Origin of the sequence: Dactylosporangium sp. CA-052675, from assembly GCF_050947935.1 — a bacterium.
Classification (GTDB): Bacteria; Actinomycetota; Actinomycetes; order Mycobacteriales; family Micromonosporaceae; genus Dactylosporangium.
Map to the genome: position 1 here is coordinate 8682795 of NZ_CP192010.1, position 21620 is coordinate 8704414.

The following is a 21620-nucleotide window of genomic DNA, read 5'->3' on the forward strand; positions in this document are numbered from 1 at the left end:
TACGCTCCTTGTGTCGGCGTCCCTGCCGTGCTGTCGAGGCGATAGGCGGGGGCGCTGGTCTGCGTTTTTGGGAAGTCCGGCCCGCGACGGGAGGGATCACCGCGGGCCGGGGTCTCTACGGCTGGGTGCGGTCGAACCACTTCTGCAGCAGCTCGACGATGAACACGACCCGGTCGAGCGAGGCGCCGATGAGCGCCATGTCTTCGCTCGTCAGGAGCGGTCCGGACACGTCGGGCTCGACCTGCTCCAAGACGCCGGCGAACCAGTCGAGGAGCGCTGCGGGGTCGCTGGGGTCCGGTGCAGGACGGGTCGCCCCTGTCCCGTCCTGCACCGGGTCGGCCTCGCCGGAGGTCAGCAGTACCTCCGGGTCGTGGGCCTGGCCGCCGGCCTCGTCCACCCCTTGATCCGAGGCGGGCGGCGGTGGGACGTCGTCCGTGTTAGGCCGGGCGTCGTCTTCGGTGATGTCTGTTGGGGTTACGGCAGGCTCCGGAGCGGGGTCTCCGGAGCCTGCCGCTGACGAGCCGGGGTTGGAGTCCCGCTGGGGCTCGTCATCTGCCGGGCCATGCGCAGCCACGGCAGCCGTATCGGTGGGCTCGGCGGGACGCGCGTCAAGATCGCTCCCAGCGGCGGACCGCCGATTCCGGGTCTCGGTTCGGCCGCGGACCTGCCACTCGCTCGCCAGGGTCAGCGACTCAAGCTCTCGCTGCGTGCGGCGCTGGGCCCGCGGCAGAGCGCTCTCGACCTCGCGGACCTTGGCCAGGAGCTTCTCAACCATCGCGGGAGTCGGCCGCATCTCCAGCCGCACCATCACCGGTCGGACGTTCGTCGTCCACCACTCGGCGACCGATTCGAACCCGAGGTCCGTCCAGGCGCCGTGCTCAATGATCCAGTCGAAGGCGTCTTGGGCGGAGCCGATGCCCTTGAGGAGCATCTGCTCGTGGTGCTGCGCCTGTTGCCGCGCGTCGGGCCAGCCGGCGAGGCGGGCGTCACGGCGAGCGCGCAGCTCTTCGCCGGACACGAGCTGCTTCTTCGCGCTCATGATCGGCTCTCGATCTGCACGATGTCGGCGACCGCCTGCTCGTGGAGAGCCAGGGTCTTCCTGGCGTCGGCAAGGCGGTCGCGCGCGGCAGCCCACCGGACGTCGGCGGGTGTACGCCAGTGCGGCAGGAAGGCCATGACCTCGCCCGCCGAGTGGAGCGAGACTTCCGGATACGCGTCAGCCACAGGCCTGGTGACAGCCGGTTCGTGGTCGACGACACAGAGAACGAGTTCGGCGCCCTGATTCCGCGTCGCCTTCCACCACCGGCCGTAGCCGTCGATCTGCTGGAAGGCTTTGCGCGCCTCGGAGGGCCGCCTGATCTCTAGCTTCAGCTCGATGAGGATCGGCTTGTTCGGGAGGTCCTCGTCCTCAAGGACGATGTCGATCCTTCCCCATCCGGGGACAACGACCTCTTCGCTGACATTCCAGCCATACAGGTGGGCGAGGCGCGCCAGCTGCTTGCGAAGGTCAATTTCATTGCGCCAGTTCTGAATCTTGATCTGGCCGTCAACGGCCACGAGGCGCGGGGCCTGCCGGTCCCCCAGCATGGCCGCCATGACATCGACCATCAGATCCATCGGGCTGGGCTTCCGTGAGTTTCGCCCCGCGCTCATGCCGCACGCTCCGCGTCGTCGGCGAACCAGGTGCGGAGGGACTCGAAGGACACGGCGGTGTTGGTGCGGTCGGAGAGGTCTCCGGCGAGCTGCCGCCACGAGGTCGTCGGCCGGCGGGCGGCGACGTAGTCCGCGAGCGGCTCGCCGAGGCGGGCCTCGAGGAGTTGGTAGAGCACCGGGCGGTCGGTCATGACAAGCACACTGACATTTGGTCAGAGGGCTTGTCAATGGCAAGTCCTAATCCGTTTGGCCAGTCCTGTTCGCGATGTGGCAGTTGCTAGGCATTGTCAAGCCGTCTGTCAGTGCGTCAGAATGCTTGTCATGACCAGTCCTGGGGAGCACGACGAGCACGAACTCGACCGTGCGCAGCGACGGGGACGAATCCCCGCCGACACACTGCCGAACCGCCTGATGCTGGCCCGCAAGCTGGCCGGCGTCTCGATCCGCGAGGCGGCCGACGCCTGCGGCCTGGGCAGAGGCGCCTGGACCAACTGGGAGAACGGAGCGAGACCGCTCGATTTTCTGGAGATCACCGGGGTCATCGCGGAGAAGCTCGACATCGATGTCGACTGGCTCCGATTCGGTGGCGCGCTGGCCGGCGCGAAGGGCCGCGAAACGCGGGGGCTGACGAAACGACCCACGTCGGATACCGTCTGGTAACCGACGGACGTGACGGCGCTCACGGCTTGCGGCGTATTCTCCCGGACCGCCCGGAAGGCAGCCCGATCATGACCCAGACCCAGCGGCTCGAACTGCCGTACCGCTCGATCCCGGACATGTTCCTGCACCGGGTCGCCGCGGCCCCCGACGCCCCCGCCTTCGGCCGCCCCGCCCCCGACGACGCCGGGGACCCGATCTGGATGACCTGGCGCGAGGTCGACGGGCACGCCCGGGCCATCGCGGCCGGCCTGACCACGCTGGGCGTCGCGCCCGAGGACCGTGTCGCGGTGCTGGCGAACACGCGGCTGGACTGGATCCTCGCCGACCTCGGCATCATGCTCGCGGGCGCGGCGACGACGACCGTGTACCCCACGACCGAGCCCGAGGAGGCCGTGTACATCGTCGCGGACTCCGGCTCCAAGGTGCTCTTCGCCGAGAACCCCGAGCAGGCGGCGAAGCTCAAGGACGCGGAACTGCCGAACCTGACGCACATCGTGCTGATCGACGGAGCTCCGGACGGTACCGAAGCCAAACCGACGATGACCATGGCGGACCTGGAATCCGCCGGGCGCGCCGCGATCGCCGCGGACCCCGGGCTCATCGACGGCATCGTCGCGGGCATCGAGGGCGACCGGCTGGCGACGCTCATCTACACGTCCGGCACGACGGGGCGCCCGAAGGGCGTCGAACTGCTGCACGCCGGCTGGGTCTGGCAGGGCAAGACGCAGCAGGACACGGGCCTGCTCGCCGCCGACGACCTGCAGTACCTCTGGCTGCCGCTGTCGCACTCGTTCGGCAAGACGCTGCTGTGCGGGATCCTGTACGTGGGGCTGCCCACGTACGTCGACGGCCGCGTGGACAAGCTCATCGACAACCTCGGCCGGATCCGCCCGACGCTCATGTGCGCGGCGCCGCGGGTCTTCGAGAAGGTCTACAACCGCGTGGTGACCGGCGCCCAGGCCGACGGCGGGGCCAAGCTCAAGATCTTCACCTGGGCCCTCGGGGTCGGCAAGCGCGCCTCCGCCGAGCGGCTGGCCGGCCGCGAGCCCGGCGGCCTGCTCAAGTTCCAGCTCGGCATCGCCGACAAGCTGGTCTTCAGCAAGCTGCGCGCCCGTCTCGGCGGCCGGATGCGCGCGATGGTCTCCGGCTCGGCGCCGCTCGCCCCGGAGATCGCCGAGTTCTTCTTCGCCGCCGGACTGCCGATCCTGGAGGGGTACGGGCTCACGGAGACGTCCGCGGGCTCCTTCGTCAACCGGGAGGGCAAGGCGCGCATCGGCACCGTCGGGCAGATCCTCGGCGACCTCGAGATCCGCCTCGACTCCGACGGCGAGGTGCTGCTGCGGGGCACGCCGGTGATGCGGGGGTACCACAACCTGCCCGACGAGACCGCGGCCGCGTTCACCGAGGACCGCTGGTTCCGCACCGGCGACATCGGCGAGCTCGACGACGCCGGCTACCTGCGCATCACCGACCGCAAGAAGGACCTGATCAAGACGTCGGGCGGCAAGTACGTCGCGCCGAGCCACATCGAGGGCCTGTTCAAGTCGGTCTGCCCGTACACCTCCCAGGCCATCGTCGTCGGCCAGGCCCGCAACTACGTGACGATGCTCGTCTCGCTCGACCCGGACGCGATCGCCGGCTGGGCCGCGGGCACGCCGCTCGCCGGCAAGTCCTACGCGGAGATCGTCTCCTCCCCCGAGGCCTTCGAGCTCGTCGACGGCTACGTGCGCGAGCTCAACGCGAAGCTCAACCGCTGGGAGCAGATCAAGAAGTTCAGCATCCTCGGCCGGGACCTGTCCATCGAGGACGGAGAGCTGACGCCGTCGCTGAAGGTGAAGCGCCGGGTCGTGGAGAAGTCCTTCGCGGCCGACATCGACCGGATGTACGCCGGGACGCTCGCGGAGATATAAGGACCTCTATTCACACCCCACAGTGTCGTGGCCCCCGGGAACCGCCATCCCCGGGGGCCACGACGCGTAATCGCCCGGTCACGCGAACTGAGATCAACTTGGAGGCCGGGTGTACCGTGGTGAATGAAACGGAACGGCACCGACGCGGCGTGGTCCTCGTGTCCGCTCGCTTAGGTTCGCGCTAGTGATGGTCGTCCTGGTCTCGAAGTCTGCTGAGTGCGCGCACGCCCGCGCGAGCCACGCGGCTTGATCCTGGATCACGGCTCTGACCTGGGATTGGGTCTCGTCCGGCGCGTCGCTCGGGCTCATGGGGCACGGGTTTCGGGCTCATGCAGCACGGGTTTGGGCTCATGCGGCACGGGCTTCGGGCTCGATCGGGCGCGGCATTCGAGCTCGTCCGGCGTGGGATCTGGGCTCGTTCGGCGCGGGCTTCGGGCTCGGGTCGCGCGGCTCCGGCCGAGGTCCAGCCCGGCCGCGAGTGCGCGTTGGCCGGAGCACAGGTCGGACGAGCGCCGCCCGCACGCCCGGGCCGGGAACGGGTCAGGCCAGCACCGTCTGCGCCGACCAGGAGTGCCGGCGCGGCCTTGGGGCTCGACCACGCGCGCTCGGGCCGGAGCCCGGACCGCTGCGATCGCGGCCCCCGGGGCGCAGGTCAGGCGAGCGCCGCCCGCACGCCCGGGCCGCGAGCGGGTCAGGCCAGCACCGTCTGCGCCGACCAGGCGTGCCGGCGCGGCCGGTCCAGGTCGGTGCGGGCCTCCGCAAGCCGCCGCACCGCCTCGACCAGGTCCGCCTCCGGCAGCGTGAACGGCAGCCGCATGAAGCGCTCCATCGTGCCGTCCGCGCCGAAACGGGGCCCCGGCGCCACGCGCACGCCCAGCTCCTCGGCCGAGCGAGCCAGCGCGCTCGACACCGGCGCGTCCAGCTCGGCCCAGATGACCATCCCGCCCCGCGGCAGGACGAAGCGCCACTCCGGCAGTTCGGCCCGCAGCGCCGCGGCCAGGGTGTCGCGCTGCACCAGCAGCTGCTTGCGCCGCGCGGCCACGATCGTGTCGCGGCGCTGCAGGAGGCGCGCGGCCACGAGCTGGTCGAGCACCGGCGAGGCCATGTCCACGCCGACGCGAGCCGCGGCGAGGCGGGCGATCAAGGGGGCCGGGCCGCGCACCCAGCCGATGCGCAGGCCGCCCCAGAAGGCCTTGCTCATGCCGCCGATCGTGAGCACCCGCGCGGTGCGGTCGAACGCCGCGACCGCCGGCGGCATCGCCGCGGCCACGTCCGGGTCGAGAGCAAGGTCCACAAAGGACTCGTCGATGATCAGGTCCGTGCCGGCGGCGTGCGCCGCGGGCGGCAGCTTCTCGCGCAGCGCGGCCGGCATCAGGTGGCCCGTCGGGTTGTGGAACTCCGGAATCAGGTACGCCACCCGCGCCTGAGCGGCCCGCACCGTCGACAGCAGCAGGTCGGCGTCCCAGCCGTCGGGGCCGATGGCGTAGGAGCTGATCCTCGCCCGGCCGGCCAGGAACGCGCTCAGGGCGTTCGGATACGTGGGGGTCTCCACCAGCGCGCGCTGACCCGGTGCGACCAGGAGCCGCAGCAGCAGGTCCAGGGCCTGCTGCACGCCGCCGGTGATCATGACCTGGTCCGGGGCCGTGGGCAGGCCGCGGGCGGTGTAGGCGCACGCGATCGCCTCGCGCAGGACCAGCAGGCCCATCGGCTGGTAGCCGGGGCCGCACAGGTACGGCTCCAGGTCCGCCACCGCCTCCGCCGCGGCCGCCGCGAGCTCCGGTGGGGCCGGCATCGCGGCGCAGCCCAGGTCGATCAGGCCGGCGTCGTCGCTCGGGGTCCACAGCCCCGACGTGCCCACCCGGTGCCCGGCCGGCAGCTCGGTCCAGCTGCCCGCGCCCCTGCGGCTGGACACGTGCCCGCTCTCGCGCAGCTCGCGGTAGGCGGCGGTCACGGTGGTACGGCTGATGCCCAGCGCCGCCGCCAGCTCCCGTTCCGCGGGCAGCCGCACGCCCAGGGCCAGGCGGCCGTCGATGAGCAGGCCGCGGACCGCGTTGGCGAGCACCACGTATTCGGGCCGCTTCCCGCTCGGGCCGCGCACCCCGACGGCGACCTGCCAGGCGTTGAGCATGCGGGCCAGTTGGGCACCGCGGACAATTGCCGACAACATTGGCCCCCTAAACGCGCTCGATTGGCCTCAGCCTGGCATCAGTGGCCTCCGAGGGCAAGTCCAATTTCACCACTGCGCCGAGGAGCACACCGCCGACGATCGCGGCGCCGCCCACGAGGTCGTACCAGTGGATCCTCTCGTGCAGGAACAGCGCGGACGACAGGATCGCGAACACCGGCGCCAGCGCCGCGAACGGCGCCACGGTCCCGGCCCCGTAGCGGCCGATCAGCCGCCCCCACACCCCGAAGCCGAGCAGCGTGCTGAGGTAGGCGATGTAGGCGATGGCCGCGACGGCGACGAGGTCCAGGCCCCGAAGGGTGCTCCAGACGTACGCGGGCCCGTCGACGGTCAGCGTCAGCAGCACCAGCGGCGGGGTGGCGACCGCGCTCACCCACACCATGAAGTTGAGCATGTCGGCGGCCGCGGCCTTGCGCATCGCGACGTTGGCCAGGCCCCAGGCCGCGCCGGCCGCCACGACCAGCAGGAACGCGCCCAGCGGGCGGTCGAGGCCGAGTTGGGTGGCGATCAGCACGATCCCGGCCGCGGCCAGCACCACGCCGCCGACGCGCCTCGGGCCGGGGCGGTCGCGCAGCAGTACCGTCGCGAAGACCAGCGTGAAGACGACCTGGCTCTGCAGGACCAGCGCCGACAGCCCGGACGGCAGCCCGGCCGCCATGCCGGCGAAGAGCAGCGAGAACTTCACCACCCCGAGCGCGATCCCGGTCGCGATCACCCAGCGCCAGGGCGCCTTGGGCCGGCCGACGAGGAACACCGCGGGCAGCGCGGCGACCCCGAAGCGCAGGGCGCAGAACAGCAGCGGCGACATGCTGTCCAGGCCCACGCGGATGACCACGAAGTTGACGCCCCAGATGAGCGAGACCACGATCGCCAGGGCGAGGTCGCGAGGTTTCATGGCTCGATGATTGGCCCTCGAACCGTGAAGGACCATCGAAAAGTACTGCATCCAGGTTTTAGCATTGCTTCATGCTCGACCTGTCGCGCCTCCAGGCGCTCCGCGCGGTCCAGACGTTCGGCACGGTCACGGCCGCGGCGGGCGCGTTGCACATCACGCCGTCGGCGGTCTCCCAGCACATCGCGAAGCTGGAGCGGGAGACGCACACCACGCTCGTGGAGAAGGACGGCCGGCGGCTGCGGCTCACCGAGGCCGGGCGGGTCCTCGCCGAGCACGCGGGCCGGGTCCTCGCGGCGGTCGAGGAGGCCGAGGCGGCGCTCGCCGCGCACCAGGAGACGGTGTCGGGGCGGCTGAGCATCTCGTCGTTCCCGACGGCGTGCCGGGGCCTGCTCCCCCACGCGCTGCGGCGGCTCGCGGCGGAGCATCCGGCGCTGGAGCCGACGCTGCTGGAGACGGACCGGGAGGCGAGCTTCGCCGGCATCCTGCGCGGGATCGTCGACGTCGCGCTGATCGACGAGTGGCTGGAGATCCCGGTGACGTACCCGCCCGGCGTCGCGAGCGTCGAGCTGGGCCTGGACGTCGGGGACCTGATCCTGCCGGCCGGGCACCCGCTCGCCGACGGCGCCGGCCCGGTCACCCTCGACGAGGTCCGCGAGGAGCGCTGGATCGGCTCGACGCCGGGGACCGTCTGCCACGAGTGGCTGCTGCGGATGCTGCCCGGGCTGCGCCCGGCGATCCTGGTCAACGAGTTCGAGACGCAGCTGACGTTCGTCGCCGAGGGGCTCGGGGTGGCGTTCATCCCGCGCCTGGCCCGCACCGCGCTGCCGCCCGGGGTGCTCGCGCGCCCGGTGGCCCCGGAGGCGGCCCGGCGGGTGAGCGTCGCGTGGCGGGCGGCGGCCGCGACCCGGCCGGCGATCGGGGCGACCGTCACGGCGCTGCAGGAGGCCTGGGCGCTGCGCCCGGCGTCGGGCGACCTACCCGACTGGGTGGCCGGAGGGGCCGCGATTCATGTGGTGTGAGGCAAGTTTTCCCAGGTCGTAAACGTGGTCCGGGCCCGGTTCGCACCCATTGTTCATTCAGCGTATTCACGTCTGCGCGGATTCGGGCCGCCCCTTACATTCATTGGTATGGCCCTCTTCCGTTCCCGGACCGCGACCGGCGCCGGCATCCTGGCGACGGTCCTGCTGGTGCTGATCTTCGGCAACCAGATCTTCACTGAGTGGGTCGACCGGCACAGCGACGGTTCGACCGTTTGGGGCTTCTTCCTGCGCATGCTGGCCTGGCCGCGCTGGTGGATCAGTCCGCGTGACGGCTCCGGCAACGCCGCCCGGGAACTGCTCGCCAACGACCTGCGCGCGCTGCTGTTGATCCTGTTCGTCGCGCTGGTCCTCGCCGTCTCCGCCAAGACGGTGGCCGGCGGCGGTGGCGCGGTCGTGGTCGGCTGGGCGGCGCTGATCTTCGGCGCCGCGCTCGCCGCCTTCACGACGGCGTTCATCATCGCCGACCCGACGATGCTCGGGGCGCTCAACGCCGCCGCGGCGGCGTCGGGCTACGGCCTGTTCGTCGGCTGGATCGTCGGCATCGCCGTCGCCGCCGGCAAGAAGGCCGACTGACCCTTTTACCGGATCGGGTGCCCGGCGGCGCGCAGGGCACCCTTCACGTCGCCGATCGTCAGCTCGCCGAAGTGGAACACGCTGGCCGCGAGCACCGCGTCGGCGCCCGACGCGACGGCCGGCGCGAAGTCGGCGACCTTCCCGGCCCCGCCGCTGGCGATCACCGGGATGTCGACGACCTCGCGTACGGCCCGGATCAGCTCCAGGTCGAAGCCGTCCTTGGTGCCGTCGGCGTCCATCGAGTTGAGCAGGATCTCCCCCGCCCCGAGCTCGGCGACCCGCGCCGCCCACTCGACGGCGTCCAGGCCCGTGCCCCGGCGCCCGCCGTGGGTGGTGACCTCGAAGCCGCTGGGCCGGCCCGCGCCGCGCCGCACGTCGAGCGAGAGCGTGAGGACCTGGTTGCCGAAGCGCTGCGCGATCTCGGCGATGAGCTCCGGGCGGGCGATCGCGGCCGTGTTCACCCCGACCTTGTCCGCGCCGGCGCGCAGGAGCGTGTCGACGTCGCCGGCGCTGCGCACGCCGCCGCCGACGGTCAGCGGGATGAAGACCGTTTCCGCGGTACGGCGCACGACGTCCAGCATCGTGGCCCGCCCGTCCGAGGAGGCGGTCACGTCGAGGAAGACGAGCTCGTCGGCGCCCGCGGCGTCGTAGGCGGCGCCGAGCTCGACCGGGTCGCCGGCGTCACGCAGGTTGAGGAAGTTGACGCCCTTCACGACCCGCCCGGCGTCGACGTCGAGGCACGGAATGACCCGCACGGCTACGGTCACGCCGACTCCTGCAGCGCCGTCAGGGCCTCGGTGACGGTGAAGGCGCCGGCGTACAGGGCCTTGCCCACGATCACGCCCTCCACGCCCGCGGGCTCGAGCGCCGCGAGCTGGCGCAGGTCGTCGAGCTTGGACACGCCGCCGCTGGCGATCACCGGCTTCTTCGTGCGGCCGGTGACCTCGAGCAGCAGGGTCAGGTTCGGGCCGGTGAGGGTGCCGTCGCGCATCACGTCGGTGACCACGTACCGCGCGCAGCCCGCCTTCTCGAGCCGGTCGAGCACCTCGAAGAGGTCGCCGCCCTCCTTGGTCCAGCCGCGGGCCGCGAGCTGGTGCCCGCGCACGTCGAGGCCGACCGCGACCTGCTCGCCGTAGGTGGCGCAGACGTGGTCGCACCAGTCGGGGTTCTCCAGCGCCGCGGTGCCGAGGTTGACGCGGGTCGCGCCGGTGGACAGCGCCGCCTTCAGCGAGGCCTCGTCGCGGATGCCGCCGGAGAGCTCGACCTGCACGTCGAGGCGGCGGACCACGTCGGCGAGCAGTTCGGCGTTGGAACCGCGGCCGAAGGCGGCGTCGAGGTCGACGAGGTGAATCCACTCCGCGCCCTGCCGCTGCCAGGCCAGGGCGGCCTCGAGCGGGTCGCCGTAGGTGGTTTCGCTGCCGGCGGCGCCCTGGACGAGACGGACGGCCTGGCCGTCGGCGACGTCGACGGCGGGCAGGAGCTGCAGGGCCATGAGAGTCAGATCCTTCGGTCCAGAACGAGCACGGTGAGCGCCGGGGTGGCGACGATGAGGATCGCGCTGATGCCGATCCGGGCCGGCCAGGAGTCGATCGACGTCCAGACCAGGGTCAGGACCGCCAGCACGAGGATGGCGATGATGATGCGCTGCTTCCAGGAGCGGCGCGCGAAGATCTTACCGGTCCGCCCGACGCGGACCTTGGGCACCAGCCGGCGCACGGCGGCCCGGCGGGCCTGTCGGCGTTCGTGCCGGCGCATCCGCTCGGCGCGCTCGGCCTCCAGCAGCGCGCGCCGTTTCGCCCGTTCCTTGGACAAGGGGGATCAGAGCGTCCCGAGCCAGTTGGCGAGCAGGGTCGCCCCGGCGTCGCCGGACTTCTCGGGGTGGAACTGGGTGGCCCGCAGGGCGTCGGTCTCGAACGCGGCGACGAACGGCTCGCCGTGCACCGTGGTCGCGACGCGGACCCCGGCCTCGGCCTGGGCGTCGGTGACCGTCGAGGCGTAGGAGTGCACGAAGAAGAAGCGGGTGTCGTCCGGCAGGCCGGCGCCGAGGACCGAGCCCTCGGGCCAGGCGACCGTGTTCCAGCCCATGTGCGGCACGACCGGCGCCCGCAGGCGGGTCACCGTGCCGGGCGCGAGACCGAGGCCCTTGGTGACGACGCCGTGCTCCTCGCCGGCGTCGAACAGGATCTGCATGCCGACGCAGATGCCGAGCACGGGCGCGCCGGTGCGGACCCGTTCGGCGATCACCGGGCCGGCGCCGAGGGTCTCGATGCCGGCCATGCAGGCCGCGTAGGCACCGACGCCCGGCACGACCAGGCCGTCCGCGCGGGCGGCCCGGCCGAGGTCGTCGGTGACCTCGACGTCGGCGCCGGCGCGGGCCACGGCCCGCTCCGCCGAGCGCAGGTTGCCGGAGCCGTAGTCGAGAATCACCACGTGTTTCGCCACGATCCGCCTCCCCTCAGTTGAGCCACAGCACGCCGGCGGCCGCGGAGATCGCGGCCAGCAGCAGCGTGATGACGAACGGTACCTTCGACTTGCTCTGCTGCCGCAGCGACAGCGCCCCGCCGAGCAGCAGCCCGGCGAGCGCCAGCAGCGCGATACTCACGTCGTCGCCTCCGCAAGCTCCGGCGCCGACGCGGTCGAACTGAACCTCTGGTGAGCGGCCCCTCCGCTGCGCTCCGGACCGCTCACAGTGCACCCTTGGTGCTGGGCACGACCCCGGCGTTGCGGGGGTCGATCGCGCACGCCTGGCGCAGGGCGCGGGCGACGGCCTTGAACTGGGCCTCGACGATGTGGTGGGCGTCGGGCTGGGCGCCGTGGCGACCGGCCCGCAGGATGCTCACGTGCAGCGTGACCCGGGCCGAGTGCCCGAAGGACTCCCAGATGTGCCGGGTGAGGCTCGTCGGGTAGTTGCCGCCGATGTGCGGGGCGATGTTCGCCGGCTCGTCGTGGACCACGTAGGGGCGGCCCGACAGGTCGACGACGGCGGAGGCGAGGACCTCGTCGAGCGGGACCTGGGCGTGGCCGTAGCGGGTGACGCCGGCCTTGTCGCCGAGCGCCTCCGCGAACGCGGCGCCGAGGGCGAGCGCGGTGTCCTCGACGGTGTGGTGGGCGTCGATCTCCAGGTCGCCGACGGTGTTGACCCGCAGGTCGAAGCCGCCGTGCTTGGCGATCTGGTTGAGCATGTGGTCGTAGAAGCCGACGCCGGTCGAGATCTCGCCGACCCCGGTGCCGTCGAGATCGAGCTCGACGAGGACCTTGGTCTCCTTCGTAACCCGCTCGATCCGTGCGGTACGGCTCACAACAGCTCCTCGAGTGCGTTCAGGAAAGCGGAGGTCTCCTCGGGCGTGCCGGCGGTGACGCGCAGCCAGCCGGGCAGCCCGACGTCGCGGATGAGCACGCCGCGGTCGAGCAGGGCCTGCCAGACCCCCTTGCTGTCGCCGGCCGGGGCGCCGAACAGCACGAAGTTGGCGTCGCTGTCGGCGACCGGCAGGTTCCAGCCGCGCAGGGTGGCCACGATGCGGTCGCGCTGCTCCTTGACCGCGTCCACGGTCGACAGCAGGGCGTCGGTGTGCGCCAGGGCGGCCCGGGCCACGGCCTGGGTCATGGCGCTGAGGTGGTACGGCAGCCGCACGAGCTGCACCGCGTCGACCACGGCGGCGTCGGCGGCCAGGTAGCCGACCCGCCCGCCGGCGAGCGCGAACGCCTTGCTCATCGTGCGCGTGACGACCAGCCGCGGGTACCGCTGGATCAGGCTCAGGGCGAAGACGGTGCCGCTGCGCGCGAACTCGGCGTAGGCCTCGTCGACGATGACCATCCCGCGGGCCGCCCCGGCCGCGGCCTCGACGACGTCGAGGGGCAGCGCGGTGCCGGTCGGGTTGTTGGGCGAGCAGAGGAACACCAGGTCCGGGTCGTGCTCGCGGATCTTCGCCACCACGTGCTCGGCGTCGAGGGTGTAGTCCTCGGCGCGGCGGCCGTCGACCCACGCGGTGCCGGTGCCCGCGGCGAGCAGCGGGTGCATGGAATACGAGGGTGTGAACCCCAGCGCGGTGCGCCCGGGCCCGGCGAAGGTCTGCAGCAGCTCCTGCTGGATCTCGTTGGAGCCGTTCGCGGCCCAGACGTTGTGCCAGGTCAGGCCGTGTCCGAGGTAGGCGGCGAGGTCGGTGCGCAGGGCGACGGCGTCGCGGTCGGGATACCGGTTCAGGTCCCGCAGCACCGCGCAGAGCGCCTTCTCCATCTCCGCGACGGCCGCCTCGGGCACGGGGTAGGAGTTCTCGTTGGTGTTGAGGCGCACGGCCACGTCGAGCTGGGGCGCGCCGTACGGCGACATTCCTCGCAGCTCGTCGCGCAGTGGCAGGTCGTCCAGCGTGGTCATGCGTCGAACCTGACGGTGACGGCGGCGCCGTGGGCGGGCAGGTCCTCGGCGGTGGACAGGGCCACCACGTGCCCGGCGACCTCCCGGAGGGCGTCGCGGCTGTACTCGATCAGCTGCACCCCGCGCAGGAACGTCTGCGTCGACAGCCCGGACTGGTGACGCGCGCAGCCGCCGGTCGGCAGCACGTGGTTGGAGCCGGCGCAGTAGTCGCCGAGCGAGACCGGCGACCACGCCCCGACGAAGATCGCCCCGGCGTTGCGCACCCGCTCCGCCACGGCGCGCGCGTCGCGGGTCTGGATCTCGAGGTGCTCGGCGCCGTACGCGTCGACGACCCGCAGCCCCTGCTCGAGGTCGTCGACGAGGACGATCGCGGACTGCGTCCCGCTCAGCGCCTCGGTGACGCGCTCGAGGTGCTTGGTCGCGGCGACCTGGCGGGCGACCTCGGCGTCGGCCGCGTCGGCGAGCTCGGCGCTGGTGGTGACGAGCACGCTGGCCGCGAGCGGGTCGTGCTCGGCCTGGCTGATCAGGTCGGCGGCGACGTGGCGCGGGTCGGCGGTGTCGTCGGCGAGGATCGCGATCTCGGTCGGGCCGGCCTCGGCGTCGATGCCGACGGTGCCGCGCAGCATGCGCTTCGCGGCGGTCACCCAGATGTTGCCCGGGCCGGTGATCATGTCGACCGGGGCGCACCCGGGCTCTTCGTCGCCGAAGCCGTAGCCGAGCATCGCGATCGCCTGCGCGCCGCCGACCGAATACACCTCGTCGACCCCGAGCAGCGCGCACGCCGCCAGGATGTTCACGTTGGGCAGGCCGGTGTCCTTCTGCGGCGGGCTCGTCACGGCGATCGAGGCCACCCCGGCGGCCTGGGCCGGCACGACGTTCATGACGACGCTGGACGGGTAGACGGCCAGGCCGCCGGGCACGTAGAGCCCGACCCGGCCGACCGGCAGCCAGCGCTGGGTGACGGTGCCGCCCTCGGCGAGGACGGTCGTGGTCTCGGTGCGGCGCTGGTCCTCGTGCACCTTGCGGGCCCGGGCGATCGACTCCAGCAGCGCGGCGCGCACGTCCGGCTCGAGCTCGGCCTCGGCCCGCTCGATCTCCTCGCGCGGCACGCGCAGCTGCTTGACGTCGACGCCGTCGAAGCGCCTGGCCGCCTCGCGGATCGCCGACGCGCCATGCTCACGGACCGCTTCGACGGTCGGGCGCACCTGCTCGGTGGCGACGGATACGTCAATGGCGGCTCGGGGCAGCAGACGGCGCGGGTCCTCGGCGGAGCCGCGCAGGTCGATCCGGTTCAACACCCTTGCGAGTCTATTCGGCGTCGCCAGCGGTTATGCGCCGCCGTCCCGCCCTGCGGGCTGTCGGGATTGCGCCCAGCGCCAGTTGAGCTCGTCCGGTGCCGGGGCCGGTCCGGGGAGGTCCCCGCGCTCGCCGGCGCGCAGGCCGTCGAGGATGACGGCGAGGTACCGCCGGCGAAGCTGCCCCGTCCGTTCCCGGTCCGGCACGCGGATCGCCGCGCAGCCCTCCAGTACCAGCGTGATGTCCGTCGCCCCGGCGTCGGGGCGCAGCCGCCCGCTCGCGTGGGCGCGCTCGACCAGCCCCTCGACCAGCCCCCCGGCCCGCACCGCGTCGGCGATCATCTCCGGCGTCGAGGTGAACGTCCCGGCGAGGTGCACGGTGAGCGAGTGCACGTCGGCGTCGACGACCGCGCGGAGGAAGCCGGTCAGCGCCTCCCACCCGTCCTCGAGCGCGGCGGCCGCCTCGGCCTCGGCGATGAACCGCGTGAGCCCGTCGTGGCAGAGGGTCCTCAGCAGCGCTTCCTTGCCGTTGTACCGCCGGTAGAGCGCGCTGATGCCGACACCGGCCCGCTCGGCCACGGCGGCGATCGGCGCCTTGGGGTCCTCGATGAACACGTCCCGCGCGGCGGCGAGGATGACCCCGTCGTTGCGCTCGGCCTCGCGCTGGCGTCCCATGACCCGACCTTACCGGAACGGACCATTCCGGTCTCATACGCCGCCGCGCGTCCTGAGCGACGGTGCCGCCCGTGCTCGGCTACGCTTCGGCTCGTGGAGCTGCTGCCGCTCTTTCCGCTGGGCACCGTGCTGTTTCCCGGGCTGGTGCTGCCGCTGCACGTGTTCGAGCCGCGGTACCGGACGCTCGTGCAGCATCTCACCGAGTTGCCGGCGAGCCTGCCGCGCGAGTTCGGGGTGATCGCGATCCGGCGCGGCTGGGAGGTCGGCCGGCAGGCGGAGGCCGCGGACGCGTCGATCACGGCCGGGGAGTCGCTGTCGCTGTACGAGGTCGGCTGCGCGGCGGAGATCCGGCAGATCACCGAGCTGCCCGACGGCCGCTTCGACCTCATGACGCTGGGCCGGCGCCGGTTCCGGCTGCTCGGGCTGGCGCGCAACGACGCGCCGTACCTGACCGGCGAGGTGGAGTGGCTGCCCGAGCCGAAGGGCGAGCCGGACCGCGAGGGCGAGCTGGCCGCGGGGGTGCTGGCGGCCTACCAGGACTACCTGCGGGCGGTCCGCGCCGACGAGGACGGCGAGCAGCTGCCGGACGACCCGACGGTCCTGTCGCACCTCGTCGCGGCGACGGCGTCGCTGACGCTGGAGGATCGTCAGGCCCTGCTGTCCGAGCCGGACACGGCGAGCCGCCTGAAGGCCGAACGCGCCCTGCTCCGCCGCGAGACGGCCCTGCTCGGCCAGGTCCGCGCGGTCCCGGTGTCACTCTCCGACCTCGCGGTCCCCTCAAGCCCGAACTGATCCCCGCCCGCTTCGGCACCCGGGCCACAGCCAGGGCGATGCGGTTTCGGACCCGCCGCCGACGTCGGACGGCCGCGTCGCCGGTTCGGTTCCGGGGTCAGGGTCGCGGAGGCTCCGCGTTCGGCGACTGCGGCCACACGGGCGGGTCCGGCGTCTGCGACTCGGCCGACGTCGATGGCGCGGGCGGACCGGGGTGGTGCGCAGCCTGGTCGAACTGCGCCGCGCCCGAACCTGGCTGGGCCGCACCCGGGGCGGCCGGGAATTGCTGGGCCTGGTCGTACGCCGCCGCGAGCGGACCGGGCGCCGCCGGGTGCGGGGCGCCGGGGAACTGGGCGGCGTGACCGTCAGGGGCCGGCGGGTAGGGCGACGGCGAGCCCGGGTACGGACCCGAGGCCGCGGACGGGGCGCCGGGCGGCGGGGGCGAGAGGTACTCGGGCGGGATGTTGTCGTAGCGCAGCGTCGGCGACACGTGGAAGCCAGCGAGGCCCGTGTAGACCGCGGCCGCCGCCAGGCTCTGGATGAGCATCGTGCCGCGGACCCAGGGGATGAAGCCGAACAGCAGCGACGAGACGCCCGTGCGCAGCTTCACCGGGCGGAAGATGTGCGTGTCGACCGGGGCGTGCGCGGCCAGGTCCGTGTAGTGCGCCCAGCCGATCCTGTTGCCGAGCCAGGCGCCGAGCACCGAGGCGCCCGCGGAGCCGATGACCAGGCCGAGGAGCATGAGCGGGCCCCGGTATCGCCGCAGCAGGAACCACGCCGCGAGCGCGACCAGGATGCCCATGCCGATCGCCATGAGCACGAACCAGCCGTCGTCGGCCCAGTAGCCCTCGGGCTCCGGGTCGATCGGATACGGCCCGTACTGCGTCTGCACCAGCTCCACGTGCGGCGCCAGCTTCGACCACAGCAGGCCGAAGGGCGCACCCAGGCCCGCGACCACCACGGCGGCGAGCAGAGCGACGAGCACCTCCCGAAGGATCGGTACGCGCGCCGGTCGAACGGCCTCGGCCTGATCGACGGGCGAAATCGGGGCGATGCTCACGATCCCATCCTGCCAGGCCGGCGCCTCCACCCGGCAAGCGAGTCGACATCGCCCTGCGAACCCGGCGAAACCCCCGCATCCCGCCCCGATGCCGCCGAATCCCCCGAAGTTCCCCGCCCCGCCGCGCCCGGAAATGGGTCGCGTGAGACGGGCGGCCGCGAGCTGCCGGGCTGCGAGCAGGAGTCGTGCGAGGACGAGTCGTGCGAGGACGAGTCGTGCGAGGAGAGGCCGCGCGAGGAAGCGGCGTGGGCGGAAGGGGCCGGCGACGAAGCGGCGTGGGCGGAAGGGGCAGGCGAAGGAGCGGGGGTGGAGGAGGCGGTCGGCGGGACGGTGGGCCAGGGCGGCAGTGGCGCCGACGGGGGCGGGGTGGTCAGGTCCGGCAGGGTCAGGTCCATGGCCATCAGGCGCGGGGCCTCCTCCCGGCGGTCCACGCGGCCCTTGACCGCCACGACCGCGTCCTCCGCCACCCACTGGTCGACCAGCTCGTAGGTGTCCGGGAAGAACATGACCTCGATGCTGCCGTCCAGATCTTCCAGCACCGCCTGGGCCCACGGGCGGCCCTGGCGCGTCACGCGGCGCTGCACGCCCGACAGGATGCCGGCCAGGCGGACCACGGCGCCGTCGGCGACGGTGCCCTCCTCGGCCAGGGCGGCGATCGGGCGGTCGGCGGCGGCGCGCAGGATGTGCTCCAGGCCGCGCAGCGGGTGGTCGGAGACGTAGAGGCCGAGCATCTCGCGCTCGAAGGCGAGACGCTCGGGCTTGTCCCACTCCATCGCGGGGACGGGCGGGGCGCTCAGCAGCGGGGCGCCGAAGAGGTCGAACTGGCCCATGGCCTCGTTGCGCTTGACGCTCGAGACCGCGTCGAGGGCATCGGCGTGGACGCTGAGCAGGCCGCGGCGGGAGTGGCCCAGGGAGTCGAAGGCACCGGCCTTGATGAGCGACTCGATGGTCTTGCGGTTGCACACGACCTGGTCGACCTTGGCCAGGAAGTCGTAGAAGTCCGCGAACGCGCCCCGCTCGCGGCGGGCCCGCAGGATGGACTCGACGGCGGCGGCGCCGACGTTGCGCACGGCGCCGAGGCCGAAGCGGATGTCGGTGCCGGCGGCGGCGAAGCGGCCCTGGGAGGCGTTGACGTCGGGCGGCAGGACGCGGATGCCCATGTGCCGGCACTCGGCGAGGTAGAGGGCGGAGCGGTCCTTGTCGCCGCCGACGGAGGTGAGCAGGGCGGCCATGTATTCGGCCGGGAAGTTGGCCTTCAGGTAGGCCGTCCAGTAGGCGACGAGCCCGTAGGCCACGCTGTGCGCCTTGTTGAACGCGTAGTCGGAGAACGGGACCAGGATGTCCCACAGCGTGCGGATCGCGCCCTCGGAGTGGCCGCGCTCGCGCATCGCCGGGGCGAACAGCGTGAACTCCTGGTCGAGGATCTCCTTCTTCTTCTTGCCCATGGCCCGGCGGAGCCGGTCGGCGGCGCCGAGGGTGTAGCCGGCGACCCGCTGGGCGATCGCCATCACCTGCTCCTGGTAGACGATCAGCCCGTAGGTGTCGCCGAGGATGTCATCGAGCGGGGCGGCGAGCTCCGGGTGGATCGGCGTGACCGGGCGGCGGCCGTTCTTGCGGTCGGCGTATTCGTTGTGGGCGTTGGCCGCGATCGGGCCGGGCCGGTAGAGCGCCCCGACGGCGGAGACGTCGGCGAAGCCGTCGGGGGCCATCGAGCGCAGCAGCTGCCGGACCGGCGTCGCCTCGAACTGGAACACGCCGAGGGTGTCGCCGCGCGACAGCAGCGCGTAGGTCGGCCCGTCGTCGAGCGGCGCGTCCTCGATGACCACGTCGATGCCGCGGTTGTGACGGATGGCGTCGAGGGCGTCGTCGATGATGGTGAGGTTGCGCAGGCCGAGGAAGTCCATCTTGAGCAGGCCCATGGCCTCGCAGGCGCCCATGTCCCACTGGGTGATGATCGCGCCGTCCTGCTCCCGCTTCTGGATCGGCAGCACGTCGATGAGCGGCTCCCGGGACAGGATGACGCCGGCGGCGTGCACGCCCCACTGCCGCTTGAGGCCCTCCAGGCCGCGGGCGGTGTCGACGACGGTGCGCACCTCCGGCTCCGACTCGTAGAGCCGCCGCAGCTCGCCGCCCTCCTTGTAGCGGGGGTGGGCCGGGTCGAAGACGCCGTGCAGGGGCATGTCGCGGCCGAGCACCGGCGGCGGCACCGTCTTGCTGATCCGCTCGCCGAGGGAGAACGGGAAGCCCAGCACCCGGGCGGCGTCCTTGATCGCGGCCTTGGCCTTGATGGTGCCGTAGGTGATGATCTGCGACACCCGGTCCTCGCCGTATTGCTCGGTCGCGTAGCGGATCATCTCGCCGCGCCGGCGCTCGTCGAAGTCCATGTCGATGTCGGGCATGCTGGGCCGCTCGGGGTTGAGGAAGCGCTCGAAGAGCAGCCCGTGCGCGAGCGGGTCGAGCTCGGTGATGCCCAGCGCGTAGGCGACCAGCGATCCGGCGGCGGAGCCGCGGCCGGGGCCGACGCGGATGCCCTCCCGGTGGGCGTGGGCGACGAGGTCGGCGACGACGAGGAAGTAGCCGGCGAGGTCGGCCCCGGTGATCACGCCGAGCTCGTAGCTCGCCTGCTCGGTGTGCGGCCGCGGGACGCCGCCCGGGAAGCGGCGGGCCAGGCCGCGCTCGACGGCGGCCCGCAGCTGGGCCTCCTCGGTGGTGCCGGGCGGGACGGGGAAGGCGGGCATCAGGCTGCGGTGGGCGAAGACCTCCGCGTAGTCGCCGACGCGCTCGGCCACGGCGAGGGTGTTGTCGCAGGCGCCGGGGACCTCGGCGTCCCAGATGCGGCGCATCTCGAGGGCGGACTTGAGGTAGAAGTCGCGGGCGTCGAACTTGAAGCGCTTCGGGTCGGCGAGGGTGGTCGCGGACTGCACGGCCAGCAGCGCCTCGTGGGCGTCGGCATCGGCGGCGAACGTGTAGTGCAGGTCGTTGGTCGCGACCGGCGGCAGGCCGAGGCGGTGACCGAGGCGCAGCAGGTCGGCGCGGACCCGCTGCTCGATGCCGAGGCCGTGGTCCATCAGCTCCAGGTAGAGGTTGCCGGGGCCGAAGATGTCGCGCAGCTCGGCGGCGGCCGCGCAGGCCCGCTCGAAGTCGCCGATGCGCAGCCAGGTCTGGATCTCCCCGGACGGGCAGCCGGTCGTGGCGATGACGCCGGGGGCGTATTCGGCGAGCAGCTCCCGGTCGGCGCGGGGCTTGTAGAAATACCCCTCCGTGCTGGCCCGCGACGAGAGGCGGAACAGGTTGCGCAGGCCGGTCGCGGTCTCGGCCAGCAGCGTGAGGTGGGTGTAGGCGCCGCCGCCGGAGACGTCGTTCTCGCCGCCGTCGGCCCAGCGCACGCGGGTGCGGTCGCCGCGGTGGGTGCCGGGGGTCAGGTAGGCCTCGACGCCGATGATCGGCTTGATCCCGGCCTTCGCGGCCGAGTGGTAGAAGTCGTGGGCGCCGAACATGTTGCCGTGGTCGGTGATGGCCAGCGCGGGCTGGCCGAGCCGGGCCGCCTCGGCGAAGAGCGGCCCGAGGCGCGCGGCCCCGTCGAGCATCGAATACTCGGTGTGCACGTGCAGATGGACGAAACCCACGGCCCGAACCTATCGCGGGGGTACGACATTTTCGGCGGCACCGCTCGCCGCGACCAGGTCGGCGAGCACCGGAGGGTGCCGCGGAGCGCGGTCCGGGAGCCTACCGGGCGTAGGGGTCCATCATGACCGCCGCCGCCCGCAGCCAGGCGCGCTTGGTCGCCGGCGCCAGCATCGGGTATTCGATGTTGGAGCCGCTCTCCAGCGCCGGGTCGTAGGGCACGACCACGACGGCGCGGGTCCGGGTGCGGAAGTGCCCGGCGAGGTCGTCGATGAGCGGGGTCGGGTTGGGCGTCGGGCAGGACAGCAGCGTGACCGCGTTGGCGACCAGCTCCTCCATCCCGGCCTCGTCGAGCAGGTCGAGCATCCAGTCGGCGGTGAACGCGGCGTCCTCGCGGGGCACGCTGGTGACCACGAGCTGGTCGGCGGTCTGCAGGACCGTCTGCCAGTTGGGGCTCTCCACGTTGTTGCCGGTGTCGACGCAGATCACGTCGTGGGTGCGGCGCAGCAGCTCCAGCACCCGGCGCACGGTGTGCGGGTCGAGGCGCTGGGCGAAGCGCGGGTTCTCCTCGCCGGCGAGCACGTCGTAGGAGCCGTCGGAGGCGTGGCGCAGATAGTCGTCGAGCATGTCGTACAGGTCGTAGCCGCTCGCGTGCTCGACGCGCACGAGGTCGGCGATGAGGTGGCGGATCGTGCGCGCGTGCCGGGCACTGCCGGCCCGCAGGCCGAGCGTGCCGCGCAGCTCGTTGTCGTCCCAGGCGATGACGCCCTTGCCGCGCACGCTGCCGATCGTGGCGGCGGTCAGCACCGTCGCGGTCGTCTTGTGCACCCCGCCCTTGGGGTTGGCGAAGGCCAGCACCTTCGGGGTGGGGATGTCGCGGCGCAGGATCTGCACCATCTGCTCGGTC

The 21620-nt window shown here is 72.6% G+C and carries 20 protein-coding genes and 2 pseudogenes; 5 read left to right on the forward strand and 17 right to left on the reverse strand.

Features of this window, described 5'->3' with window-relative positions; genetic code table 11:
* Positions 1–115 precede the first annotated feature (115 nt).
* The 3 genes from ACQP1P_RS38865 to ACQP1P_RS38875 are packed head-to-tail and all read right to left on the reverse strand — an operon-like array spanning position 116 to position 1844.
* Positions 116–1039: a hypothetical protein gene (locus ACQP1P_RS38865; protein WP_433078981.1), complete on the reverse strand. Its 924-nt coding sequence runs from the start codon at positions 1037–1039 to the stop codon at positions 116–118.
* The gene (locus tag ACQP1P_RS38870; protein ID WP_433078983.1) at positions 1036–1617 is read right to left on the reverse strand and encodes a hypothetical protein; all 582 of its coding nucleotides are present in this window, start codon (positions 1615–1617) and stop codon (positions 1036–1038) included. The genes ACQP1P_RS38865 and ACQP1P_RS38870 overlap by 4 nt, the downstream gene beginning before the upstream one ends.
* A gap of 32 nt (positions 1618–1649) precedes the next feature.
* Positions 1650–1844, reverse strand: coding sequence for a hypothetical protein (locus ACQP1P_RS38875; protein WP_433078985.1), 195 nt, complete (start codon positions 1842–1844; stop codon positions 1650–1652).
* A 130-nt stretch (positions 1845–1974) separates the two neighbouring features.
* Between ACQP1P_RS38875 and ACQP1P_RS38880 the strand changes: the two genes are divergently transcribed.
* Positions 1975–2313: a helix-turn-helix domain-containing protein gene (locus ACQP1P_RS38880; protein WP_433078987.1), complete on the forward strand. Its 339-nt coding sequence runs from the start codon at positions 1975–1977 to the stop codon at positions 2311–2313.
* 68 nt (positions 2314–2381) lie between these two features.
* The gene (locus ACQP1P_RS38885; RefSeq protein WP_433078989.1) at positions 2382–4223 is read left to right on the forward strand and encodes an AMP-dependent synthetase/ligase; all 1842 of its coding nucleotides are present in this window, start codon (positions 2382–2384) and stop codon (positions 4221–4223) included.
* Between the two features lie 691 nt (positions 4224–4914).
* Here ACQP1P_RS38885 and ACQP1P_RS38890 read toward each other — a convergent pair.
* Together ACQP1P_RS38890 and ACQP1P_RS38895 are read right to left on the reverse strand one after the other, a co-directional pair.
* A complete protein-coding gene (locus ACQP1P_RS38890; protein ID WP_433090283.1) occupies positions 4915–6387 on the reverse strand; it encodes a PLP-dependent aminotransferase family protein in 1473 nt (490 codons plus the stop codon).
* 10 nt (positions 6388–6397) lie between these two features.
* Positions 6398–7303 carry an EamA family transporter gene (locus ACQP1P_RS38895; RefSeq protein WP_433078991.1) on the reverse strand — a complete coding sequence of 302 codons (906 nt, stop codon included), beginning with the start codon at positions 7301–7303 and terminating at the stop codon, positions 6398–6400.
* 71 nt (positions 7304–7374) lie between these two features.
* On the opposite strand from ACQP1P_RS38895, the gene ACQP1P_RS38900 reads away from it, so the two are divergent.
* Together ACQP1P_RS38900 and ACQP1P_RS38905 are read left to right on the forward strand one after the other, a co-directional pair.
* Entirely contained in the window at positions 7375–8322 is a 948-nt protein-coding gene (locus ACQP1P_RS38900) for a LysR family transcriptional regulator (protein WP_433078993.1), read from the forward strand.
* Positions 8323–8430: 108 nt separating this feature from the next.
* Positions 8431–8916, forward strand: coding sequence for a hypothetical protein (locus tag ACQP1P_RS38905; RefSeq protein ID WP_433078994.1), 486 nt, complete (start codon positions 8431–8433; stop codon positions 8914–8916).
* A 5-nt stretch (positions 8917–8921) separates the two neighbouring features.
* Here ACQP1P_RS38905 and hisF read toward each other — a convergent pair whose 3' ends face one another.
* From hisF to ACQP1P_RS38950, 9 genes are all read right to left on the reverse strand, one after another.
* A complete protein-coding gene (hisF, locus tag ACQP1P_RS38910; RefSeq protein WP_433078996.1) occupies positions 8922–9683 on the reverse strand; it encodes an imidazole glycerol phosphate synthase subunit HisF in 762 nt (253 codons plus the stop codon).
* Entirely contained in the window at positions 9680–10408 is a 729-nt protein-coding gene (priA, locus tag ACQP1P_RS38915; RefSeq protein WP_433078998.1) for a bifunctional 1-(5-phosphoribosyl)-5-((5-phosphoribosylamino)methylideneamino)imidazole-4-carboxamide isomerase/phosphoribosylanthranilate isomerase PriA, read from the reverse strand. Before priA ends, hisF begins: the two co-directional genes overlap by 4 nt.
* 5 nt (positions 10409–10413) lie before the next feature.
* Positions 10414–10728, reverse strand: coding sequence for a hypothetical protein (locus tag ACQP1P_RS38920; protein WP_433079000.1), 315 nt, complete (start codon positions 10726–10728; stop codon positions 10414–10416).
* A gap of 6 nt (positions 10729–10734) precedes the next feature.
* On the reverse strand, positions 10735–11358 hold the full coding sequence (gene hisH / locus ACQP1P_RS38925; protein WP_433079002.1) for an imidazole glycerol phosphate synthase subunit HisH: 624 nt from the start codon (positions 11356–11358) through the stop codon (positions 10735–10737).
* Positions 11359–11371: 13 nt separating this feature from the next.
* Entirely contained in the window at positions 11372–11518 is a 147-nt protein-coding gene (locus tag ACQP1P_RS38930) for a hypothetical protein (protein ID WP_350617117.1), read from the reverse strand.
* Between the two features lie 82 nt (positions 11519–11600).
* A complete protein-coding gene (gene hisB, locus ACQP1P_RS38935; protein WP_433079004.1) occupies positions 11601–12215 on the reverse strand; it encodes an imidazoleglycerol-phosphate dehydratase HisB in 615 nt (204 codons plus the stop codon).
* The gene (locus tag ACQP1P_RS38940) at positions 12212–13288 is read right to left on the reverse strand and encodes a histidinol-phosphate transaminase (protein WP_433079006.1); all 1077 of its coding nucleotides are present in this window, start codon (positions 13286–13288) and stop codon (positions 12212–12214) included. The genes hisB and ACQP1P_RS38940 overlap by 4 nt, the downstream gene beginning before the upstream one ends.
* A complete protein-coding gene (gene hisD, locus ACQP1P_RS38945) occupies positions 13285–14586 on the reverse strand; it encodes a histidinol dehydrogenase (RefSeq protein ID WP_433079008.1) in 1302 nt (433 codons plus the stop codon). Before hisD ends, ACQP1P_RS38940 begins: the two co-directional genes overlap by 4 nt.
* A gap of 30 nt (positions 14587–14616) precedes the next feature.
* Positions 14617–15258, reverse strand: a complete 642-nt coding sequence (locus ACQP1P_RS38950; protein WP_433079010.1) for a TetR/AcrR family transcriptional regulator — start codon at positions 15256–15258, stop codon at positions 14617–14619.
* Between the two features lie 93 nt (positions 15259–15351).
* Between ACQP1P_RS38950 and ACQP1P_RS38955 the strand changes: the two genes are divergently transcribed.
* Positions 15352–16050, forward strand: a complete 699-nt coding sequence (locus ACQP1P_RS38955; RefSeq protein ID WP_433079012.1) for an LON peptidase substrate-binding domain-containing protein — start codon at positions 15352–15354, stop codon at positions 16048–16050.
* A 97-nt stretch (positions 16051–16147) separates the two neighbouring features.
* Here the strand turns inward: ACQP1P_RS38955 and ACQP1P_RS38960 are convergent, their stop codons facing one another.
* From ACQP1P_RS38960 to ACQP1P_RS38970, 3 genes and pseudogenes are all read right to left on the reverse strand, one after another.
* On the reverse strand, positions 16148–17014 hold the full coding sequence (locus tag ACQP1P_RS38960) for a hypothetical protein (RefSeq protein WP_433079014.1): 867 nt from the start codon (positions 17012–17014) through the stop codon (positions 16148–16150).
* Positions 17015–17391: 377 nt separating this feature from the next.
* Positions 17392–20676, reverse strand: a pseudogene (gene dnaE, locus ACQP1P_RS38965) (DNA polymerase III subunit alpha); the annotation flags it as partial.
* 139 nt (positions 20677–20815) lie between these two features.
* Positions 20816–21577: pseudogene (locus ACQP1P_RS38970) on the reverse strand (MinD/ParA family ATP-binding protein); the annotation flags it as partial.
* Positions 21578–21620: the final 43 nt, after the last annotated feature.